This is a genomic window from Variovorax sp. W1I1 (assembly GCF_030815625.1).
In the GTDB taxonomy this organism is placed as follows: Bacteria; Pseudomonadota; Gammaproteobacteria; order Burkholderiales; family Burkholderiaceae_C; genus Variovorax; species Variovorax paradoxus_C.
The window spans coordinates 3,636,500-3,652,708 of record NZ_JAUSWZ010000001.1 but is presented as its reverse complement, the minus strand read 5'-3'; the positions used below and the strand labels follow the sequence as shown (position 1 = coordinate 3,652,708).

The window sequence follows — 16,209 nt, the reverse complement described above, 5'->3', positions numbered from 1 at the left end:
TTCATGACCCAACTCCACCTGCCCCTCAAGTTTCTCGAACACAGCGCACAGGCCAACGTGCGCGAGCCCTGGCTGCTTGTGCTGATGCACGGCGTCGGCAGCAACGAGCAGGACCTGTTCGGCCTCGCGCGGCTGATGCCGCCGCAGTTCCATGTGCTGAGCCTGCGCGCACCGTATGTGCTGTCGCCCGATGCCTATGCGTGGTTCGAGTTCGAGGTGTTGCCGAACGGCGAGCGCCGCATCGATGAAGAGCAGGAGCGCGAGAGCCGCTTCCTGGTCGGCGAGATGATCGATTCGGCCGCGCAGCAACTGGGCGTGCCGCCCGAGCGCATCGTGGTGGGCGGCTTCAGCCAGGGCGGGATCATGGCGCTGTCATTGCTGCTCACGCAGCCCGCGAAGCTGCGCGCCGCGATGGTGTGGCACAGCCGGCTGCTCGCGCAGGTGGCGCCGCACATCGCGCCCGCCGAGGCCTTCGAGGGCAAGGCGCTGTGGGTGAGCCACGGCAGCGCGGACAACGTGATTCCGCCGACCGCCGCGGCGGCCACGCGCGAACTGGCGCGCACGCTGCCGCTGGCGCTGTCGGGCTCGGACTTTCCGGGCGCGCACGAGATCCGCCCGGCCGAGCTGCAGGGCTCGATCGCGTGGCTGCAGTCGCTCAGCGCGCCGGCCGGCGCAGCCTGACCTGGGTTGTCACCGCGAGGGCGGTTGCGTCACAAGGCGTTACGAGCTTGTGGCGTGACGCGGTGCCGATTGATGCAACATCGACCGGTCTCCTGCATCACACAGCCTTCAGCAAAAGGAAAGTGCCGCCATGACCGACAACGACTCCCCCGGCTCCAGGGACGACGCCCCCGACTTCAGGCCCCGCCGCGAAACGCCGATCGGCATGATCGTCGCCATCGGCCTCGTGGTGCTGGTGGCCGCGTTCTTCGGCTGGCGCTGGTACCAGCAACAGCAGAAGCCGCCCGAGTCCGCGCCGGTGGCCACCGCGCCGAACGACGGACCGGCGCCGGCCCCTGCGGCCACCGAGCCCACCGGCCCGCAGAACCCCATCGAAGCGCTCGCACCACCCGATGCCGCCTTGCCGGCGCTCGCGGAATCCGATTCGCGCGTGATGAAGGCGCTGGCCGAACTCCTCGGTGGCAAGCACGCTTCCGACTACCTGCGCTCCGACGGCATCGTGCGGCGCTTCGTCGCCACGGTCGACAACCTCGCGCGCGAGCAGGCGCCCGCCAGCGCATGGCCGGTGCAGCCTACAGGGCAGCGCTTCATCACCGATGGACCGCAGGGCGGCACGCAGACCATCGCCGCGAACAACGCGGCGCGCTACAACGGCATCGTGCTGCTCGCGGAAACGGTCGATCCGGCCAAGGCGGCGACGGTGTACGCCAAGCTCTATCCGCTGTTCCAGAAGGCGTACGAAGAACTCGGCTTTCCGGGGCGCTACTTCAACGACCGGCTCATCGCGGTGATCGACCACCTCTTGCAGGCGCCCGAGCCCAGCGGCCCGGTGCAGGTGCGGCTGGTCGAGGTGAAGGGCGACGTGCCTTCGACGCGGCCTTGGGTGCGCTACGAATACGTCGATCCGAAGCTGGAGGCGATGTCCTCCGGCCAGAAGATCATGGTGCGCATGGGGCCGGAGAACGAACGCAAGGTGAAGGCCAGCCTGCGCGGTTTCCGCCAGCAGATCGCCACGGGCGAGCTGGCGAAGAAGAAGCAGCCCTGAGGCCGCGCGCCGTGTAGGCGCAGGCCGATTGCGGGCGGCCCGCATGCCGCAGATGATGGCCCGACCTTCAAAAATTTCGAGGACACCCGTATGAGCCTGCTGAGCGTCGACCTCTACCAGAGTGCCACCGATCCCGAGAAATTCCTGGCGTTGCCCACGGGCATCAACCCCGCCGAGCTGATGGGGCCGATGACCTTCGACCGCGACTATGCGCAGGTCAAGCGCTACCAGGAGGCCTTCGAATTCGATCCCTCCGGAACCTATGCCGGGGTCAACGCGGCCAAGATCGCCGCCGACATCCTCACGGTGAAGTGGGCGATGTACCGCCGCGAAGGCTGAGACGAAGGCTCAGACGCTGAGACGGACAGGGCGCCGCGGCGCCCGCGCGTTCAGCCTCGCGCCGCTTCGGTTTCTTCGTACTCGCCCACCGGCACGCAGCTGCAGAACAGGTTGCGGTCGCCATACACGTTGTCCACGCGGCCGATCGGCGGCCAGTACTTCGCGAGCTTGAGTTCGGCCAGCGGGAACGCGCCGAGTTCGCGCGAGTACGGGTGCGCCCATTCGGCGCCCAGCAGGCTGGCCGCGGTGTGCGGTGCGTGCTTGAGCGGGTTGTCTTCCTTGGGCCAGACGCCTTCTTCGATGCGGCGGATCTCGCCGCGGATCGCGATCATCGCGTCGATGAAGCGGTCGAGCTCGGCCAGCGGCTCGCTCTCGGTGGGCTCCACCATCAGCGTGCCGGGCACGGGGAAGCTCAGCGTGGGGGCGTGGAAGCCGTAGTCGATGAGGCGCTTGGCGACGTCTTCGGCGGTGACGCCGCTCGTGTCCTTCAGCGGGCGCAGATCAAGGATGCACTCGTGCGCGACGTGGCCGTTGGGGCTCGCGTACAGCGTGGGGTAGTGGTCCTTCAGGCGCGCACTGATGTAGTTGGCGCTCAGGATCGCCGTTTCGGTCGCGGCCTGCAGGCCCTTGGCGCCCATCATTCGGCAGTACATCCAGCTGATCGGCAGCACGGCCGCGTTGCCCAGCGGTGCGGCTGAAACAGCACCTACGCCGTTCGATGCCACGCCGGCCGTCGCATGGCCCGGCAGGTACGGCACGAGGTCTTCGACCACGCACACCGGGCCGACGCCCGGGCCGCCGCCGCCGTGCGGAATGCAGAAGGTCTTGTGCAGGTTCAGGTGGCTCACGTCGCCGCCGAACTCGCCCGGTGCGGCCACGCCGACCAGCGCATTCATGTTGGCGCCATCGACGTACACGCGGCCGCCGTGTTCATGCACCAGCTCGCAGAGTTCCTTCACGCGCGTCTCGAACACGCCGTGCGTGCTGGGGTAGGTGATCATCACCGCGGCCAGCTTGTCGCTGTGCTTCTCGCAGGCGCGCTTCAAGTCGTCCATGTCGACGTTGCCCTGCGCATCGCAGGCCGTCACCACCACCTGCAGGCCCACCATCTGCGCGCTCGCGGGATTGGTGCCGTGCGCCGACGAGGGAATCAGGCAGATGTTGCGGTGGCCCTGGCCCTTGGCTTCATGGAACGACTTGATGGCCAGGAGGCCCGCGTACTCGCCCTGCGATCCCGCATTGGGCTGCAGGCTGATGCCCGCGTAGCCGGTCGCTTCACAGAGCCACGCGCGCAGTTGCGCATCGAGCTGCGCATAGCCCAGCTGCTGCTCGGCGGGCGCGAAGGGGTGGATGTTCGCGAACTCGGGCCAGGTGATCGGGATCATCTCGCTGGTCGCGTTGAGCTTCATCGTGCAACTGCCGAGCGGGATCATGCTGCGGTCGAGCGCCAGGTCCTTGTCCGAGAGACTGCGGATGTAGCGCAGCATCGCCGTCTCGCTCTTGTGCGTGTTGAACACCGGGTGGGTGAGGAATGCGCTGGTGCGGCGCAGGTCCTCGGGCAGGCGCGGCGCGGCGTTGGCGAGGTCGTCGAAGCGCGGCATCGCGGTGCCGGCGGGCACGAACAGGGCCCAGAGGGTTTCGATGTCGGCGCGCGTCGTGGTTTCGTCCAGCGAGATGCCCAGGTGCTGTTGCAGCCGCTGGCGCAGGTTGACGCCGGCGGCGGTGGCGCGCTCGATGATCTTCGGCGTGTCGTCGCCGGTGCGGATCGTGAGCGAATCGAAAGCGAATTCGTTGACCGGCGCGCGGCCCATCTGCGTGAGGCCTTGCGCAAGGATGGCGGTGAGCGCTGCCACGCGCTGCGCGATGCGGGCGAGGCCATCGGGCCCGTGGTACACGGCGTACATGCTGGCCACGACGGCCGGCAGCACCTGCGCGGTGCAGATGTTGGAAGTGGCCTTCTCGCGGCGGATGTGCTGCTCGCGCGTCTGCAGCGCGAGGCGGTACGCGGGCTGGCCGTGCGAGTCGACGCTCACGCCGACCAGGCGGCCCGGCAGCGAGCGCTTGAACGAATCGCGGCAAGCGAGGTACGCGGCGTGCGGGCCGCCGTTGCACAGCGGCATGCCGAAGCGCTGCGTGGTGCCGCAGACGATGTCGGCATCCCATTCGCCGGGGGGAGCGAGCAGCGTCAGCGCCAGCAGGTCGGCGGCCACGCAGAACGCGGCGTCGCATTGATGGGCATGGCCCGCGAGCGGGCGCAGGTCGTGCACATGGCCGGTGGTGGCGGGGTACTGCGCGAGCACGCCGAAGAATTCGCAGCTCGCCATCAGGTGCGGCAGCGTCTCGGAGACGGTGCTCACCTTGACCTCGATGCCCAGCGGCGCGGCGCGCGTCCTGATGACTTCGATGGTCTGCGGATGGCAGTCGCCAGAGACCAGGAACACGTTGCTCTTGCTCTTCACGCTGCGCTTGGCGAGCGTCATCGCCTCGGCCGCGGCCGTGGCTTCGTCGAGCATCGACGCGTTGGCGATGGCCATGCCCGTGAGGTCGCACACCATCGTCTGGAAGTTGAGCAGGGCCTCCATGCGGCCCTGCGAAATCTCGGCCTGGTAGGGCGTGTAGGCGGTGTACCAGGCGGGGTTCTCCAGCACGTTGCGCAAGATCACGCCCGGTGTGTGCGTGCCGTAGTAGCCCTGGCCGATGAAGCTCTTGAACACCTTGTTCTTCGACGCCATCGCCTTCAGCTCGGCCAGCGCCTCGGCTTCGGTCACCGGGGCCGGCAGGCGCATCGGCTTCGCGCGGCGAATGGCCGCGGGCACGATGCCGTCGATGAGCTCCGCCCGCGTCTCCGAGCCGATCACCGGCAGCATGCGCGCCTCGTCCGCCGCATCGATGCCGATGTGGCGGGCGAGAAATTCTTCGGCGTTCTCTAGTTCTTGCAAAGAGGGAAGGGCGGGAATCGGCATGGCGGTGAAGGCTCGAGGAGAAGAAGGAAAGGCGGGCGAACGCTGGGGGTCAGGATTCGGCGGCGAACTTGTCGTAGGTGGCAGCGTCGAGCAGGGCATCGAGCTGCGCGGGCTCGCTCAGCTTGACCTTGAAGAACCAGCCGGTGGCCAGCGGGTCGCTGTTGGCGAGCGAGGGGTCGGCGCGCAGTGCTTCGTTCACTTCGGTGATCTCGCCCGAGACGGGCATGAACACATCGGCCGCGGCCTTCACCGATTCGACGACGCCGGCGACTTCGCCCTGCGCGAAGGTCTTGCCGACTTCGGGCAGGTCGACGAACACGACATCGCCCAGCGCGTCCTGCGCATGCACGGTGATGCCGACGGTGGCGGCGCCGCCTTCGGCCGAGACCCACTCATGGTCCTTGGTGTACTTGATGCTCATGGGAAAACTCCTCGTGGAAAAAATTGAATAAGGGAATGCAGAGCCTAGCCGCGGTCAGCCGCGATCAGCCTCGGTAGTAGCGGGTCGGCACAAAGGGCAGGGTCGAGACTTCCATCGGCACCGGCTTGCCGCGCACGATGGCCTGCACGCGCGTGCCGGGCTCGGAGAACGCGGTGGCCACGTAGCCCATCGCGATGCAGCGGTCGGCCGTCGGGCCGAGCAGGCCGCTGGTGACGATGCCGATGTCCTGGCCTTCGAAGGATTGCAGCAGCGTGCCGTCGCGCACCGGAATGCGCTCCAGCGCGACGAGGCCGACGCGCTTGCGCTTCAAGGTGTCGTGGTCGGTGTGGCCTGCGGCGCCGACGGTCGCGGCTGTGAGCTGGGCGAGGATCTTTGCCGCGCCCGGGAACCCGCCTTCGCGCGCACCGCCGGCACGGCGCACCTTCTGCATCGCCCAGTTGAGCGAGGCTTCGACGGGCGTGGTGGTGGTGTCGATGTCGTTGCCGTAGAGGCAGAGGCCCGCCTCGAGCCGCAGCGAATTACGCGCGCCCAGGCCGATGGGCTTGACCTCGGGCTGCGCCAGCAGCAGGCGGGCGAGGGCGTCGGCGTCCTTGCCGGCCACGGAGATCTCGAAACCGTCTTCGCCCGTGTAGCCGCTGCGCGTGACGAAGGCGGGGATGCCGCCGATCTGCACCGCGCCGCCCGTCATGAACACGAAGCGCTCGATGCCGGGCGACAGCCGCGCCAGCGTGGCCGCGGCCTGCGGGCCCTGCAGCGCGAGCAGCGCGTGGTCGGGCAGGGGCTGCACCTCGCAGCGCGAGCCGATCTTCTGCTGGATGTGCGCGATGTCCGCCACCTTGCAGGCACCGTTCACGATCACGAAGATCGAGCCGTGGCCTTCGTTGAAGAACATCAGGTCGTCGAGGATGCCGCCCTCATCGTTCAACAGCAGACCGTAGCGCTGTTTGCCGGCGGGCAGGTCGATCACATCGACGGGCATCAAGGTCTCGAAGGCCGCTGCGGCGTCGGGGCCGACGAGGCGCAGCTGGCCCATGTGGGAAATGTCGAAGAGGCCGGCCGCATCGCGCGTGTGCTTGTGCTCGGCCATGAGGCCGGCCGGGTACTGGACCGGCATCGAATAGCCCGCGAAGGGCACCATGCGCGCGCCGAGCTCCACGTGGAGGTCGTACAGCGGCGTCTTGAGAAGTTGGGTATGGGTATCGGGAGCGGAAGAAGCGGCCACGGGGCACTCCAAAGGGGCAGTCGAAATCCATGGCTGCAACGCCACGGGCCACCCCTGCTGTCCGCTTTACCTGAGAGATTCGCCCCACGATCGGGGTTTGCTCCTTCGGTGGGCCGGTGCAATGCATGTGTGCATGCAACGGCCTCTCTCCAGCAAGGAAACGCCGGTGTGAACCGGCGCCTTGTCAGTCCTTTTGCCTGAGCGTTCGGGGATCCCCTGCGCCTTCGGCGGCCCCGTCGTGCGGGGCTCTCTCCTGACCCCGCCGAGTGTAGTGGACGAATCGCACGACTTCCGAATCCAGAGCGTCGGGGCGGGGTTTCGGTCATCGATGCGGGGCGGCAAGACCGCACCGAGGCCTGAACAGATCAATCTGGTGAGCCTCTTCTTTTGGCACTAGCATATTGGGCACACAACACACCCCCAAAGGAACGCAAAGAATGACAGATGCCAGAAATATGAGCTTCGCGGATATCCAGAAGCGCATCCAGGAAATGGACAATGAACGGGCCCAACTGGAGCTGGCATTGCAGGCCAAGCGTGGAGAAGAATTGAAGGTGCTGGCCGATGCCTATGCGAAGAAACTCGAGGCAGCCGGTTTCAGCATCCCGGAGGGCAAGGCCGCGCTGGACCCCTACGACAAATCGGGCGCAAAACGCACGCGTTCACCCAATGGCAGCCAGGCATCGGAAGCCAAGGCCTATGTGAAGGGCACCGTGTACAAGGATCCCAATTCCAGCGCGACCTGGACGGGGGGAACAAAAGGCCGACAACCGCCGTGGCTCATTGCCGCCCTCGAAGGCGCGCCGGACAAGAGCAAGGCTTACGAAAATCTGGCTGTAGGCGGCGACCACGTCAATAACGGTTGATGGCATTCAATGCCGGGTTTCGCCGGCCAGCACGCCGGCGATCGTTGCTGGAAACGTCGAGGCGGTTCATCATTTTTTCAAAAATGATCTGAATGGAAATGCAAAAGCCGTGATATCTGCGGAGATACCGTGTTGCATATTGCCGCCCGCCACAACAAGACCGCGGAAGTTCAAGCGATAGAGGTCTTGCTGATTGCCCATTGCCGCGTCGAGTTCAATACGCCAAACGGGAGTGGAATTTGCGCGGGGGATATGCGGGATCAAATGAGCGAGGCCAATGTCTCGAACAATGACCGATACCGCGAGATATTCAAGGACCGTCTGGAATGGGGCATGGTGGACGATGGTCCGCCCGAGAGAGTGGAAATCAGATCCAGAAAAATCTGATCGAGTCTTCGCGGTGTCCGGGAAATACCGCGGCTCGTCGGAGTGGGAGCGCAGATGCGACTTCAATGCACCACTTCCGCGGGCGGCAGCAGCCGCTCGATGCGCTCCCGCAGCGATTCGGCCCGCTCGGCGCCGGCCGTCTTCTCGATTTCACTGAGCATCAGCGCGGCGATGGTCAGCATCGCCTCGCGGTCGCGGGCTTCGCGCAGGGCGTCGCGCATCTGCAGGGCGAACTTGGGGTCGCGCCGCACGAACATGCGCTCGCAGATGTCGAACAAAAACATCCGCGTGGTGGCCAGCGAGCGCTTGCCGTCGAAAGTGTCGGCCGAGGTGGCGATGCGGATCGGGTCGACGGCCGGCACCGGCATCGGAGTTGGTACAGCCGCAGCAGCGGCCATCGCCTGCGCATCCTGCAGATAGCCCCTGCTCACCAGCGCCAGGATCGCCTGCTCCGCCTCGGTGCGGTTCGCGAACAGCGGGCTGAAGTCGGTCAGCGAGCGCCGGCCGTCGGCCATCAGCAGCAGGGCGCGTTCACGCTGGCTGAGCGTGCGCTGCCCGCCCTGGAGTTCGTCGCGTGCCTTGTCGGTCTTGGTGGGAAACATGGCGGCCACAGCTTTCGAAGATCGAAGGCTGCAGCATCGTCGCGAGCGGTGACATCTTCATGAACCTGTTCGGCTTACAGGGAGATCGCCGCCGCCGCGCCATCGGACGCTCAGGTCTTCAGGCGCCGGTGCTTTCCTTGCGGATCAGCCACTTGTCGCCCACGCGCTGCAGCTCCAGCGTCTTGCGGTCGGTGCTCTTGAGCTTGTCGGCGGTGTAGACCTGCTTAAAGCGCGCGCTGGCGGTCTGGCCGTTCACGCTGATGACGAGGTCGTCGACGGTCACGCTGATCTTCGACTTGTTCGAGATGCGGGTGCGCCGCTCGGCTTCCCACTGCTTCTTGTCCTGCTTCCTGGCCGGTGTGAAGTCGGGGGCGTAGGCGGCGAGGTAGCGGTCCACGTCGCGCGCGGACCAGGCGTCGGCCCAGGCGCGCACGGCGGTTTCGATTTCGGCGATGCCCGCGCTGGGCGCTTGCGCGGGAGCGGCCGCTGGCGCAGCCGGCGCCGGGGTCGCCGCTGCCCCAGCGGCCGCCGATGCGGCAGGTGCTGGTGGCTTTGCCGCGGGGGTGGCGACGGGCGTGGCAGCCAATGCGGCCGTGGACAGCAGCCCTGCGGCGAGCAGGCAGGTGGCGAGTCGATTCATGGAGCGGTTCCCTCGGTTGTCGGTTGTTGGCGTGGCGCCGATTCTGGCAGCGAACCGCTGCAGAGGCACCGGCGCCGCTACTTGAACCCGAGCGCCCGCGGCAGCCAGGTGCTGAGCGCAGGCACGAAGGTCAGGATCATCAGCACCGCGCCGTGCGCCCACAGGAACGGCACCAGTTCCTTCACCAGCGCCGACATCGGCACCTTCGACACGTTGCAGGTCACGAACAAGAGCCCGCCCACTGGCGGCGTGATCATCCCGAGCGTGAGGTTGAAGATCACGATCATCGCGAAGTGCACCGGGTCCACGCCCAGCTTGATCGCGACGGGCGCCAGGATCGGCGCCAGCACCATCACGCCCGGCAGCGGCTCGATGAAGATGCCGAACAGCAGCAGGAAGATGTTCACGATGATGAGGAACATCCACGGCGAGAGGTTCATGCTGATGAGCCATTCGGCCATCTGCTGCGGAATGCCCTCGATGGTCAGCACCCATGCGAACGAGGCCGAGAGGCCGATGATGATCAGCACCGAGGCCGACAGCAGGGCGGAGCGGGAGAGGATGTCGGGCAGCATCTTCCACTCGAGCGTGCGGTAGATGAACTTGCCGCACACCAGCGCATAGAACACCGCCACCACCGAGGCTTCGGTCGGCGTGAACCAGCCGGCACGCATGCCGCCGAGGATCACCACGGGCAAGAGGATCGCGGGTATCGCCTTCCAGGTCGTGATGAGAATTTCGCGCAGCGGCGGCGTCTGCCCGTCGCCCTTGTAGTTGCGCTTCTTCGATACGTAGAAGTTCACCACGCACATCGCCACCGCGATCAGGATGCCGGGCAGGATGCCGGCCGCGAAGAGGGTGCCGACCGAGACCGTCTCGTCCTGCAGCGCATAGATGATCATGATGATCGAGGGCGGAATGATCGGCCCGACGATCGCGGTCGAGGCCGTGAGCGCCGCCGCATACGAGCGGTCGTAGCCGGCCTTGTCCATCATCTTGATGAGCATCGATCCCGGCCCCGCCGCATCGGCCAATGCCGAGCCCGAGATGCCCGAGAAGAAGGTGAGCGACACGACGTTGGTGTAGCCCAGGCCCCCGCGTCGATGGCCTACGAACTGGCCCGCGAAGCGCAGCAGCACCTCGGTGAGCGAGCCGCCGCTCATGAGCTCGGCCGCGAGGATGAAAAAGGGCACGGCCATCAGCGGAAAGCTGTCGATGCCGGTGAAGGTTTCCTTCAGCAGCACCATCAGCGGATAGTTCTCCGCGAGGATGAGCGTGGTGACGGTCGAGAGCCCGAGCGCAAAGGCCACGGGCACGCCGATGGCCAGGAAAATGCAGGCCGAGACGATGAGAACGATGCTGGCATCCATGGTCGTTCTCCTTACAGCGACGCCGAGGCGTTGGCGTCGAAGTGCGCATCCGATGCGAACTCGCGCCGCAGCACATAGCCCCGCACCACCAGCAGCCAGTGCACGATCAACAAGATGCCGCCGAACAGCATCGCGCTGTAGATGTAGGCGAACGGAATCTGCGTCACTGCCGTGAGCTGGAACATCGTGCGCTGCATGTAGAGCCACCCGTACCAGACCATGAAGCCGAAGAAGGCGAACAGCAGCGCGGCGACGAAGGCGCGCACCGCGATGCCGCCCGCGCGCGGCAGCGCGTCCTGCAGGTTCTCCACCGCGATGTGGCCGCCGTAGCGCAGCACCGGCCCGGCCCCGAGGAAGGTGAGCCATATCATCATGTGGCGCGACACCTCTTCGGCCCACTCGAGCGAGTTGCTGGTGGTGTAGCGCATCACGACGTTGGTGAAGATGATGACCGACATGGCGGCCAGCAGAAGGATCAGCGCCCAGCGGTTGGCGGCGAGAAAGTAGCGCTCGAAGGCTTGCACGTGTGGTTCTCTTGTCTTGAAAAAGCGAAGCGCCCGGCGCACTGAAGCGGGCCGGGCGCGGTCGTCAAAGAAGTCTGGCGCGCGAGGCTTACTGGACGTCCGTGATCTTCTTGATGTTGTCGGCGCCGAACTCCTTGGCATAGCCCGCATAGGCCGGCTTCAGGGCTTCGCGGAAGGCCGCGCCATCCACGACCTTGGTGACCTTCATGCCGTCTTTTTCGAGCTGGGCGATGCCGTTGTTCTCGTCGTCGTTGACCTTCTTGCGCTGGGCCACGGAAGCCTTCTTGGCCGCATCGACGAAGACCTTCTTGTCGGCATCCGACAGCTTGTTCCACACCTTCGGCGAGAGCAGCAGCAGGGCGGGCGAGTACACGTGTCCCGTGAGCGACAGGTGCTTTTGCACCTGCGAGAACTTGGACGCGAGGATCACCGGAATCGGGTTCTCCTGCCCATCGACCGTGCCCTGCTGCAGCGCGCCGAAGAGTTCGGGAAAGGCCATCGGCGTCGGCAGGATGCCGAAGGTGCGGTAGCCGTCCATGTGCACCTTGTTTTCCATCGTGCGCATCTTCAGGCCGGCAGCGTCGCTGGGCTTGACGATGTCGCGCTTGCTGTTCGTCATGTGGCGAAAGCCGTTCTCCGTCCAGGCCAGCGCGATGATGCCCTTGCTCGGGAACTTGGTGAGGATGTCCTGGCCAATGGGGCCGTCCATCACCTTGCGCGCATGGTCGTAGTCGCGAAAGAGGAAGGGGATGTCGACGATCTTGACCTCGGGCACGAAGTTGCCCACGGGGCCGGTCGAGGTGTTCACCAGGTCCTGCGTGCCCAGCTGGATGGCCTCGATCTGCTCGCGCTCGCCGCCCAGGGCCGAGTTGGCGAAGTGCTGGCACTTGAAGCGGCCTTGCGTGCCTTTCTCGACCTCGTCGCAGAACACCGTGGACCCGACGCCGTAGTGCGACTCCTTGGACGTCGCATAGCCGATCTTCAGCACCGTCGGTTGTTGTGCGAGGGCGGATGTGCAGAGGGCGAGCGAAAGGCAGGCGGCGGCGATGTGGCCGAGTTTCATGGTGTCTCCGGGGGGGAATGTGGTCAGGGTCAGGAATGCGTCAGGCGCATTCGACTATGCCGCAAGCGGGGGAGCGGACGTGTCGGGAGTTTCACGGACAAGCCGAAACGAAAAAGCCCTCCGAAGAGGGCTTGCGGGAGCAGCGCGGAGGGCGCCTTACATGCCGACGTAGTTCGGCCCGCCGCCGCCTTCGGGCGTGACCCACACGATGTTCTGCGTCGGGTCCTTGATGTCGCAGGTCTTGCAGTGCACGCAGTTCTGCGCGTTGATCTGCAGGCGCTGCTTGCCGTCTTCGGTGCCCACGAACTCGTAGACGCCGGCCGGGCAGTAGCGGCTCTCGGGGCCGGCGAACTTCTCGAGGTTGATGTTGACCGGCACCGTCGCATCCTTGAGCGTCAGGTGGGCCGGCTGCTGCTCTTCATGGTTCGTGTTGCTGATGAACACGCTGGAGAGCCGGTCGAAGGTGAGCTTGCCGTCCGGCTTTGGATAGACGATGGGCTTGCACTCCGCCGCGGGCTTCAGGTACAGGTGGTCGGGCTTGGTGCGGCGCAGCGTCCAGGGGATGTTGCCCTTGAGCAGCCACTGCTCGATGCCGTTCATGAGGGTGGCGACGCCCAGGCCCTTCTTGAACCAAGCCTTGAAGTTGCGCGCCTTCTTCAGCTCGGTGTAGAGCCAGCTCTTCTCGAACGCGGCCGGGTAGGCCGTGAGCTCGTCGTGCTGGCGGCCGGCCTGCACCGCGTCGAAGGCAGCTTCGGCGCAGAGCATGCCGGTCTTGATGGCGGCGTGGCTGCCCTTGATGCGGCTCACGTTCAGGTAGCCGGCTTCGCAGCCGACCAGCGCACCGCCCGGGAACACCGTCTTGGGCAGCGACTGCAGGCCGCCGGCGGTGATGGCGCGCGCGCCGTAGCCGATGCGCTTGGCCGGCTTGATGCCCTTGGCCTCGTCGCCTTCCAGGTACCAGCGGATGTTGGGGTGCAGCTTCCAGCGCTGCATTTCCTCGAAGGGGCTGAGGTACGGGTTGCTGTAGTCCAGGCCCGTGATGAAGCCCATCGTGACCTTGTTGTCCTCCATGTGATAGAGGAAGGCGCCGCCGTAGGTGTCGCTCTTCATCGGCCAGCCGGCCGTGTGCAGCACGAAGCCGGGCTGATGGCGCTTGGGGTCGATTTCCCACACTTCCTTCACGCCCAGGCCGTAGGTCTGCGGGTCCTTGCCTTCGTCGAGCTTGAACTTCGCGATGAGCTGGCGGCCCAGGTGGCCGCGCGCGCCTTCGGCGAACACCGTGTATTTGCCGAGGAGCTCCATGCCGAGCTGGAAGTTCTCGGTCGGCTCGCCGTCCTTGCCGACGCCCATGTTGCCGGTGGCCACGCCGCGCACCGAACCGTTCTCGTTGTAGAGCACCTCGGCGGCCGGGAAGCCCGGGAAGATTTCGACGCCGAGGTTCTCGGCCTGCTGCGCCAGCCACTTGGTGAACGCGCCCAGGCTGATGATGTAGTTGCCGTGGTTCTGGAAGCACGCCGGCAGGAACGCATTGGGGGTGCGCAGGCCCGACTTCTCGCCGAGGAACACCATCGCGTCGTCGGTCACGGGCTGGTTCAGCGGGGCGCCCAGTTGCTTCCAGTCGGGCAGCAGTTCGTTGAGCGCACGCGGGTCCATGATCGCGCCCGAGAGGATGTGCGCGCCGGGCTCGGAGCCCTTCTCGAGCACCACGACCGAGATCTCTTTTTCGTGCTGGGCAGCCAGCTGCTTCAGGCGGATCGCGGTCGAGAGGCCCGCCGGGCCGCCGCCGACCACGACCACGTCGTATTCCATGGCTTCGCGAGGGCCGAACTGGGCAAGGATTTCGTCGTGGGTCATGTGGGTCTGGTCGATAATGTTTTGAGGCTCGGACGCTACGAGGGCGCGAAACATTTTAGGGGGAGCGCAACCCGTCACCTCCGCGACTCACCAGGACCTGTTTTCCATGGCTTACAGCATCGATCTCTCGGGCCGCGTGGCCTTCGTCACCGGCGCCTCCAGCGGCCTCGGTGCCCAGTTCGCAAAAACGCTGGCGCGCGCCGGTGCCGCGGTGGTCCTGGCCAGCCGCCGGGTCGAAAAACTCAAGGAACTGCGCGCCCGCATCGAAGGCGAGGGCGGCGACGCCCACGTGGTCGAACTCGACGTCACCGACCACGGCAGCATCAAGGCTGCCGTCGCGCGCGCCGAGACCGAGGTCGGCCCGATCGACATCCTGGTCAACAACTCCGGCGTGAACGTTCGCCAGCGGCTGCAGGACGTGACGCCCGACGATTACGACTTCATCTTCGACACCAACCTCAAGGGCGCCTTCTTCGTCGCGCAGGAAGTCGGCAAGCGCATGCTGGCGCGCGCCGACGGCTCGGCGCCCGGCACCTACATCGGCGGCCGCATCATCAACATCGCCTCGGTGTCGGCCCTCAAGTCGGTGGCCAACATCGGCGCCTACGGCATGAGCAAGGCCGCGGTGGTGCAGATGACCAAGGCCATGGCGCTCGAGTGGGGCCGCTTCGGCATCAACGTGAACGCGCTGTGCCCGGGCTACATCGCGACCGAACTCAACGAAGCGCTCTGGGCCACCGAGGCCGGCGCCAAGCTGGTCGGCAGCCTGCCGCGCAAGCGCGTGGGCAAGGCCGAAGACCTCGACGGCCTGATCGTGCTGCTGGCCAGTGGGCAGAGCCATTTCGTGAACGGCGCCGTCATCGCGGCCGACGACGGGTTCGCGGTCTGACTCCGAGGGCTTGGATCGGCATTGCTGCCGGGCTGGGCGCTGGCGCGCTCTGGGGCCTGGTGTTCGTGGCGCCGCGGATGGTCGGTCACTTCGGCATGGTCGACATCACCGCCGCGCGCTTCGCGGTGTTTGGTGCTGTGTCGGCGTTGGCAGTGTTCGCGCGACCGGCGGCCGTACGCTGGCCCAACGGGCGACAGGCGCTCGCGGCGCTCGGGCTCAGCGTGCTGGGCTTCATCGGCTACTACTTGCTGCTGGCCTTCGGCATCGTGGCGGCCGGCACCGAGGTGCCCAGCCTCATCATCGGCACGATTCCCGTCTGGATGATGCTGCTCGGCCGGCCCGCGGGACTGCGCATGCGCGCGCTGCTGCCGGGCCTCGTGCTCACGGGTGCGGGCATCGCGCTGATGATCTGGGGCGCTTGGTCGACGCAGCATCGCGAGGGTGGGGTGCGCTTCGGGTGGGGTATTGCGCTGGCCCTCGGCGCGATGGTGAGCTGGACGATCTACGGCCTGCTCAACGCGAAATGGCTGCAGCGCCACACCGAACTCAACGCGACCGACTGGGCCAACTGGCTCGGCATCTCGACAGGCCTCGGTGCCTTGCTGCTGTGGCTGGTGGCGGGCAGCGACATGGCAACGCTGAAGGCGCAGCCCGACGGCATGCTCTTCGTCTGGATCGCATTGGCGGGCGGCTTCGGCTCGTCGTGGCTCGCGACCATCCTCTGGAACATCGCCAGCCAGCGCCTCTCTGCGAGCCTGTGCGGCCAACTGATCGTGAGCGAGACGCTGTTCGCCTTGCTCTATTCCTTCGTCTGGGACGGCCGCTGGCCGCAGGCCACCGAATGGGTGGCGGCGCTGCTGTTCGTGCTGGGCATCCTCGCATCCATCAAGGCGCACCGATGAGAATCGAAATCCCCGAAAAGAAGAAGCTCGTGTATGAAATGTCCATCCCCATCCGCTGGGGCGACATGGACGCCATGGGCCACCTGAACAACGGCACCTACTTTCGCTATCTCGAAACCGCGCGCATCGACTGGATGCGCTCCATCGGCTTCGAACCCGAGCCCGGCGGCGAAGGCATGGTGATCGTCAATGCCTTCTGCAACTTCTACCGGCAGATCGAATACCCGGGCAACGTGCTGCTGAAGATGTACGTGAGCGACCCGGGCCGCACCACCTTCGAGAGCTGGGGCACGATGGCGCGCGAAGAGGCGCCCGACGTGATCTGCGCAGCGGGCGGGGCGACGACGATCTGGGTGGACTTTCCGAAGCAGAAGGCGTTGGCGTTGCCGGATTGGCTGCGCGAGTTGGTCAGCGAGTAGG

At 66.2% G+C, this 16,209-nt stretch carries 17 protein-coding genes and 2 riboswitches; of the genes, 7 read left to right on the top strand and 10 right to left on the bottom strand.

Annotation, left to right across the window (positions count from 1 at the left end; all coding sequences use genetic code 11):
* Positions 1-3 precede the first annotated feature (3 nt).
* From QFZ83_RS17055 to QFZ83_RS17045, 3 genes are all read left to right on the top strand, one after another.
* A complete protein-coding gene (locus QFZ83_RS17055) occupies positions 4-681 on the top strand; it encodes an alpha/beta hydrolase (protein WP_307508337.1) in 678 nt (225 codons plus the stop codon).
* A 130-nt stretch (positions 682-811) separates the two neighbouring features.
* Positions 812-1,726: a DUF3014 domain-containing protein gene (locus QFZ83_RS17050; protein WP_306877271.1), complete on the top strand. Its 915-nt coding sequence runs from the start codon at positions 812-814 to the stop codon at positions 1,724-1,726.
* A gap of 90 nt (positions 1,727-1,816) precedes the next feature.
* Entirely contained in the window at positions 1,817-2,065 is a 249-nt protein-coding gene (locus QFZ83_RS17045) for a hypothetical protein (RefSeq protein ID WP_013540765.1), read from the top strand.
* Between the two features lie 50 nt (positions 2,066-2,115).
* On the opposite strand, the gene gcvP is transcribed toward QFZ83_RS17045, so the two are convergent.
* The 3 genes from gcvP to gcvT form a co-directional block, all read right to left on the bottom strand.
* Positions 2,116-5,028, bottom strand: coding sequence for an aminomethyl-transferring glycine dehydrogenase (gcvP, locus tag QFZ83_RS17040; RefSeq protein ID WP_307508335.1), 2,913 nt, complete (start codon positions 5,026-5,028; stop codon positions 2,116-2,118).
* 49 nt (positions 5,029-5,077) lie between these two features.
* The gene (gcvH, locus tag QFZ83_RS17035; protein ID WP_198784555.1) at positions 5,078-5,449 is read right to left on the bottom strand and encodes a glycine cleavage system protein GcvH; all 372 of its coding nucleotides are present in this window, start codon (positions 5,447-5,449) and stop codon (positions 5,078-5,080) included.
* Positions 5,450-5,513: 64 nt separating this feature from the next.
* Positions 5,514-6,692 (bottom strand): glycine cleavage system aminomethyltransferase GcvT, encoded by a 1,179-nt coding sequence (gene gcvT, locus QFZ83_RS17030; RefSeq protein ID WP_307508331.1) that lies wholly within the window; start codon positions 6,690-6,692, stop codon positions 5,514-5,516.
* A 47-nt stretch (positions 6,693-6,739) separates the two neighbouring features.
* A riboswitch (glycine riboswitch) is annotated at positions 6,740-6,855 on the bottom strand.
* A 20-nt stretch (positions 6,856-6,875) separates the two neighbouring features.
* Positions 6,876-6,950: riboswitch (glycine riboswitch) on the bottom strand.
* Positions 6,951-7,129: 179 nt separating this feature from the next.
* Here gcvT and QFZ83_RS17025 point away from each other — a divergent pair.
* On the top strand, positions 7,130-7,558 hold the full coding sequence (locus QFZ83_RS17025) for an H-NS family nucleoid-associated regulatory protein (RefSeq protein ID WP_307508328.1): 429 nt from the start codon (positions 7,130-7,132) through the stop codon (positions 7,556-7,558).
* Between the two features lie 69 nt (positions 7,559-7,627).
* Here QFZ83_RS17025 and QFZ83_RS17020 read toward each other — a convergent pair whose 3' ends face one another.
* From QFZ83_RS17020 to QFZ83_RS16990, 7 genes are all read right to left on the bottom strand, one after another.
* Positions 7,628-8,011, bottom strand: coding sequence for a hypothetical protein (locus QFZ83_RS17020; protein WP_307508326.1), 384 nt, complete (start codon positions 8,009-8,011; stop codon positions 7,628-7,630).
* Positions 8,008-8,547, bottom strand: a complete 540-nt coding sequence (locus tag QFZ83_RS17015) for a hypothetical protein (protein ID WP_307508324.1) — start codon at positions 8,545-8,547, stop codon at positions 8,008-8,010. Before QFZ83_RS17015 ends, QFZ83_RS17020 begins: the two co-directional genes overlap by 4 nt.
* A 118-nt stretch (positions 8,548-8,665) precedes the next feature.
* Positions 8,666-9,187 (bottom strand): DUF4440 domain-containing protein, encoded by a 522-nt coding sequence (locus QFZ83_RS17010; protein WP_306877266.1) that lies wholly within the window; start codon positions 9,185-9,187, stop codon positions 8,666-8,668.
* Between the two features lie 77 nt (positions 9,188-9,264).
* The gene (locus QFZ83_RS17005) at positions 9,265-10,557 is read right to left on the bottom strand and encodes a TRAP transporter large permease (protein WP_307508321.1); all 1,293 of its coding nucleotides are present in this window, start codon (positions 10,555-10,557) and stop codon (positions 9,265-9,267) included.
* 11 nt (positions 10,558-10,568) lie between these two features.
* Positions 10,569-11,081 (bottom strand): TRAP transporter small permease, encoded by a 513-nt coding sequence (locus QFZ83_RS17000; protein ID WP_307508318.1) that lies wholly within the window; start codon positions 11,079-11,081, stop codon positions 10,569-10,571.
* An 88-nt stretch (positions 11,082-11,169) separates the two neighbouring features.
* Positions 11,170-12,144: a TRAP transporter substrate-binding protein gene (locus QFZ83_RS16995; RefSeq protein WP_307508315.1), complete on the bottom strand. Its 975-nt coding sequence runs from the start codon at positions 12,142-12,144 to the stop codon at positions 11,170-11,172.
* 156 nt (positions 12,145-12,300) lie between these two features.
* Positions 12,301-13,998 (bottom strand): electron transfer flavoprotein-ubiquinone oxidoreductase, encoded by a 1,698-nt coding sequence (locus tag QFZ83_RS16990; RefSeq protein ID WP_307508312.1) that lies wholly within the window; start codon positions 13,996-13,998, stop codon positions 12,301-12,303.
* Positions 13,999-14,104: 106 nt separating this feature from the next.
* Between QFZ83_RS16990 and QFZ83_RS16985 the strand changes: the two genes are divergently transcribed.
* From QFZ83_RS16985 to QFZ83_RS16975, 3 genes are all read left to right on the top strand, one after another.
* The gene (locus QFZ83_RS16985) at positions 14,105-14,887 is read left to right on the top strand and encodes an SDR family oxidoreductase (protein ID WP_307508310.1); all 783 of its coding nucleotides are present in this window, start codon (positions 14,105-14,107) and stop codon (positions 14,885-14,887) included.
* A 77-nt stretch (positions 14,888-14,964) separates the two neighbouring features.
* Positions 14,965-15,789, top strand: a complete 825-nt coding sequence (locus QFZ83_RS16980; protein WP_307508309.1) for a DMT family transporter — start codon at positions 14,965-14,967, stop codon at positions 15,787-15,789.
* Positions 15,786-16,208 (top strand): thioesterase family protein, encoded by a 423-nt coding sequence (locus tag QFZ83_RS16975; RefSeq protein ID WP_307508307.1) that lies wholly within the window; start codon positions 15,786-15,788, stop codon positions 16,206-16,208. The genes QFZ83_RS16980 and QFZ83_RS16975 overlap by 4 nt, the downstream gene beginning before the upstream one ends.
* The last annotated feature ends 1 nt before the right edge of the window (position 16,209 follow it).

Bases quoted from the DNA above. Each gene is read 5' to 3' on its own strand.
- QFZ83_RS17045 (WP_013540765.1), top strand. From the start codon at position 1,817: ATGAGCCTGCTGAGCGTCGACCTCTACCAGAGTGCCACCGATCCCGAG.
- QFZ83_RS17010 (WP_306877266.1), bottom strand. From the start codon at position 9,187: ATGAATCGACTCGCCACCTGCCTGCTCGCCGCAGGGCTGCTGTCCACG.
- QFZ83_RS17005 (WP_307508321.1), bottom strand. From the start codon at position 10,557: ATGGATGCCAGCATCGTTCTCATCGTCTCGGCCTGCATTTTCCTGGCC.
- QFZ83_RS16995 (WP_307508315.1), bottom strand. From the start codon at position 12,144: ATGAAACTCGGCCACATCGCCGCCGCCTGCCTTTCGCTCGCCCTCTGC.
- QFZ83_RS17050 (WP_306877271.1), top strand. From the start codon at position 812: ATGACCGACAACGACTCCCCCGGCTCCAGGGACGACGCCCCCGACTTC.
- QFZ83_RS17055 (WP_307508337.1), top strand. From the start codon at position 4: ATGACCCAACTCCACCTGCCCCTCAAGTTTCTCGAACACAGCGCACAG.
- QFZ83_RS16980 (WP_307508309.1), top strand. From the start codon at position 14,965: ATGGTCGGTCACTTCGGCATGGTCGACATCACCGCCGCGCGCTTCGCG.
- gcvH (WP_198784555.1), bottom strand. From the start codon at position 5,449: ATGAGCATCAAGTACACCAAGGACCATGAGTGGGTCTCGGCCGAAGGC.
- QFZ83_RS17015 (WP_307508324.1), bottom strand. From the start codon at position 8,547: ATGTTTCCCACCAAGACCGACAAGGCACGCGACGAACTCCAGGGCGGG.
- QFZ83_RS16985 (WP_307508310.1), top strand. From the start codon at position 14,105: ATGGCTTACAGCATCGATCTCTCGGGCCGCGTGGCCTTCGTCACCGGC.
- QFZ83_RS16990 (WP_307508312.1), bottom strand. From the start codon at position 13,998: ATGACCCACGACGAAATCCTTGCCCAGTTCGGCCCTCGCGAAGCCATG.
- gcvP (WP_307508335.1), bottom strand. From the start codon at position 5,028: ATGCCGATTCCCGCCCTTCCCTCTTTGCAAGAACTAGAGAACGCCGAA.
- QFZ83_RS16975 (WP_307508307.1), top strand. From the start codon at position 15,786: ATGAGAATCGAAATCCCCGAAAAGAAGAAGCTCGTGTATGAAATGTCC.
- QFZ83_RS17025 (WP_307508328.1), top strand. From the start codon at position 7,130: ATGACAGATGCCAGAAATATGAGCTTCGCGGATATCCAGAAGCGCATC.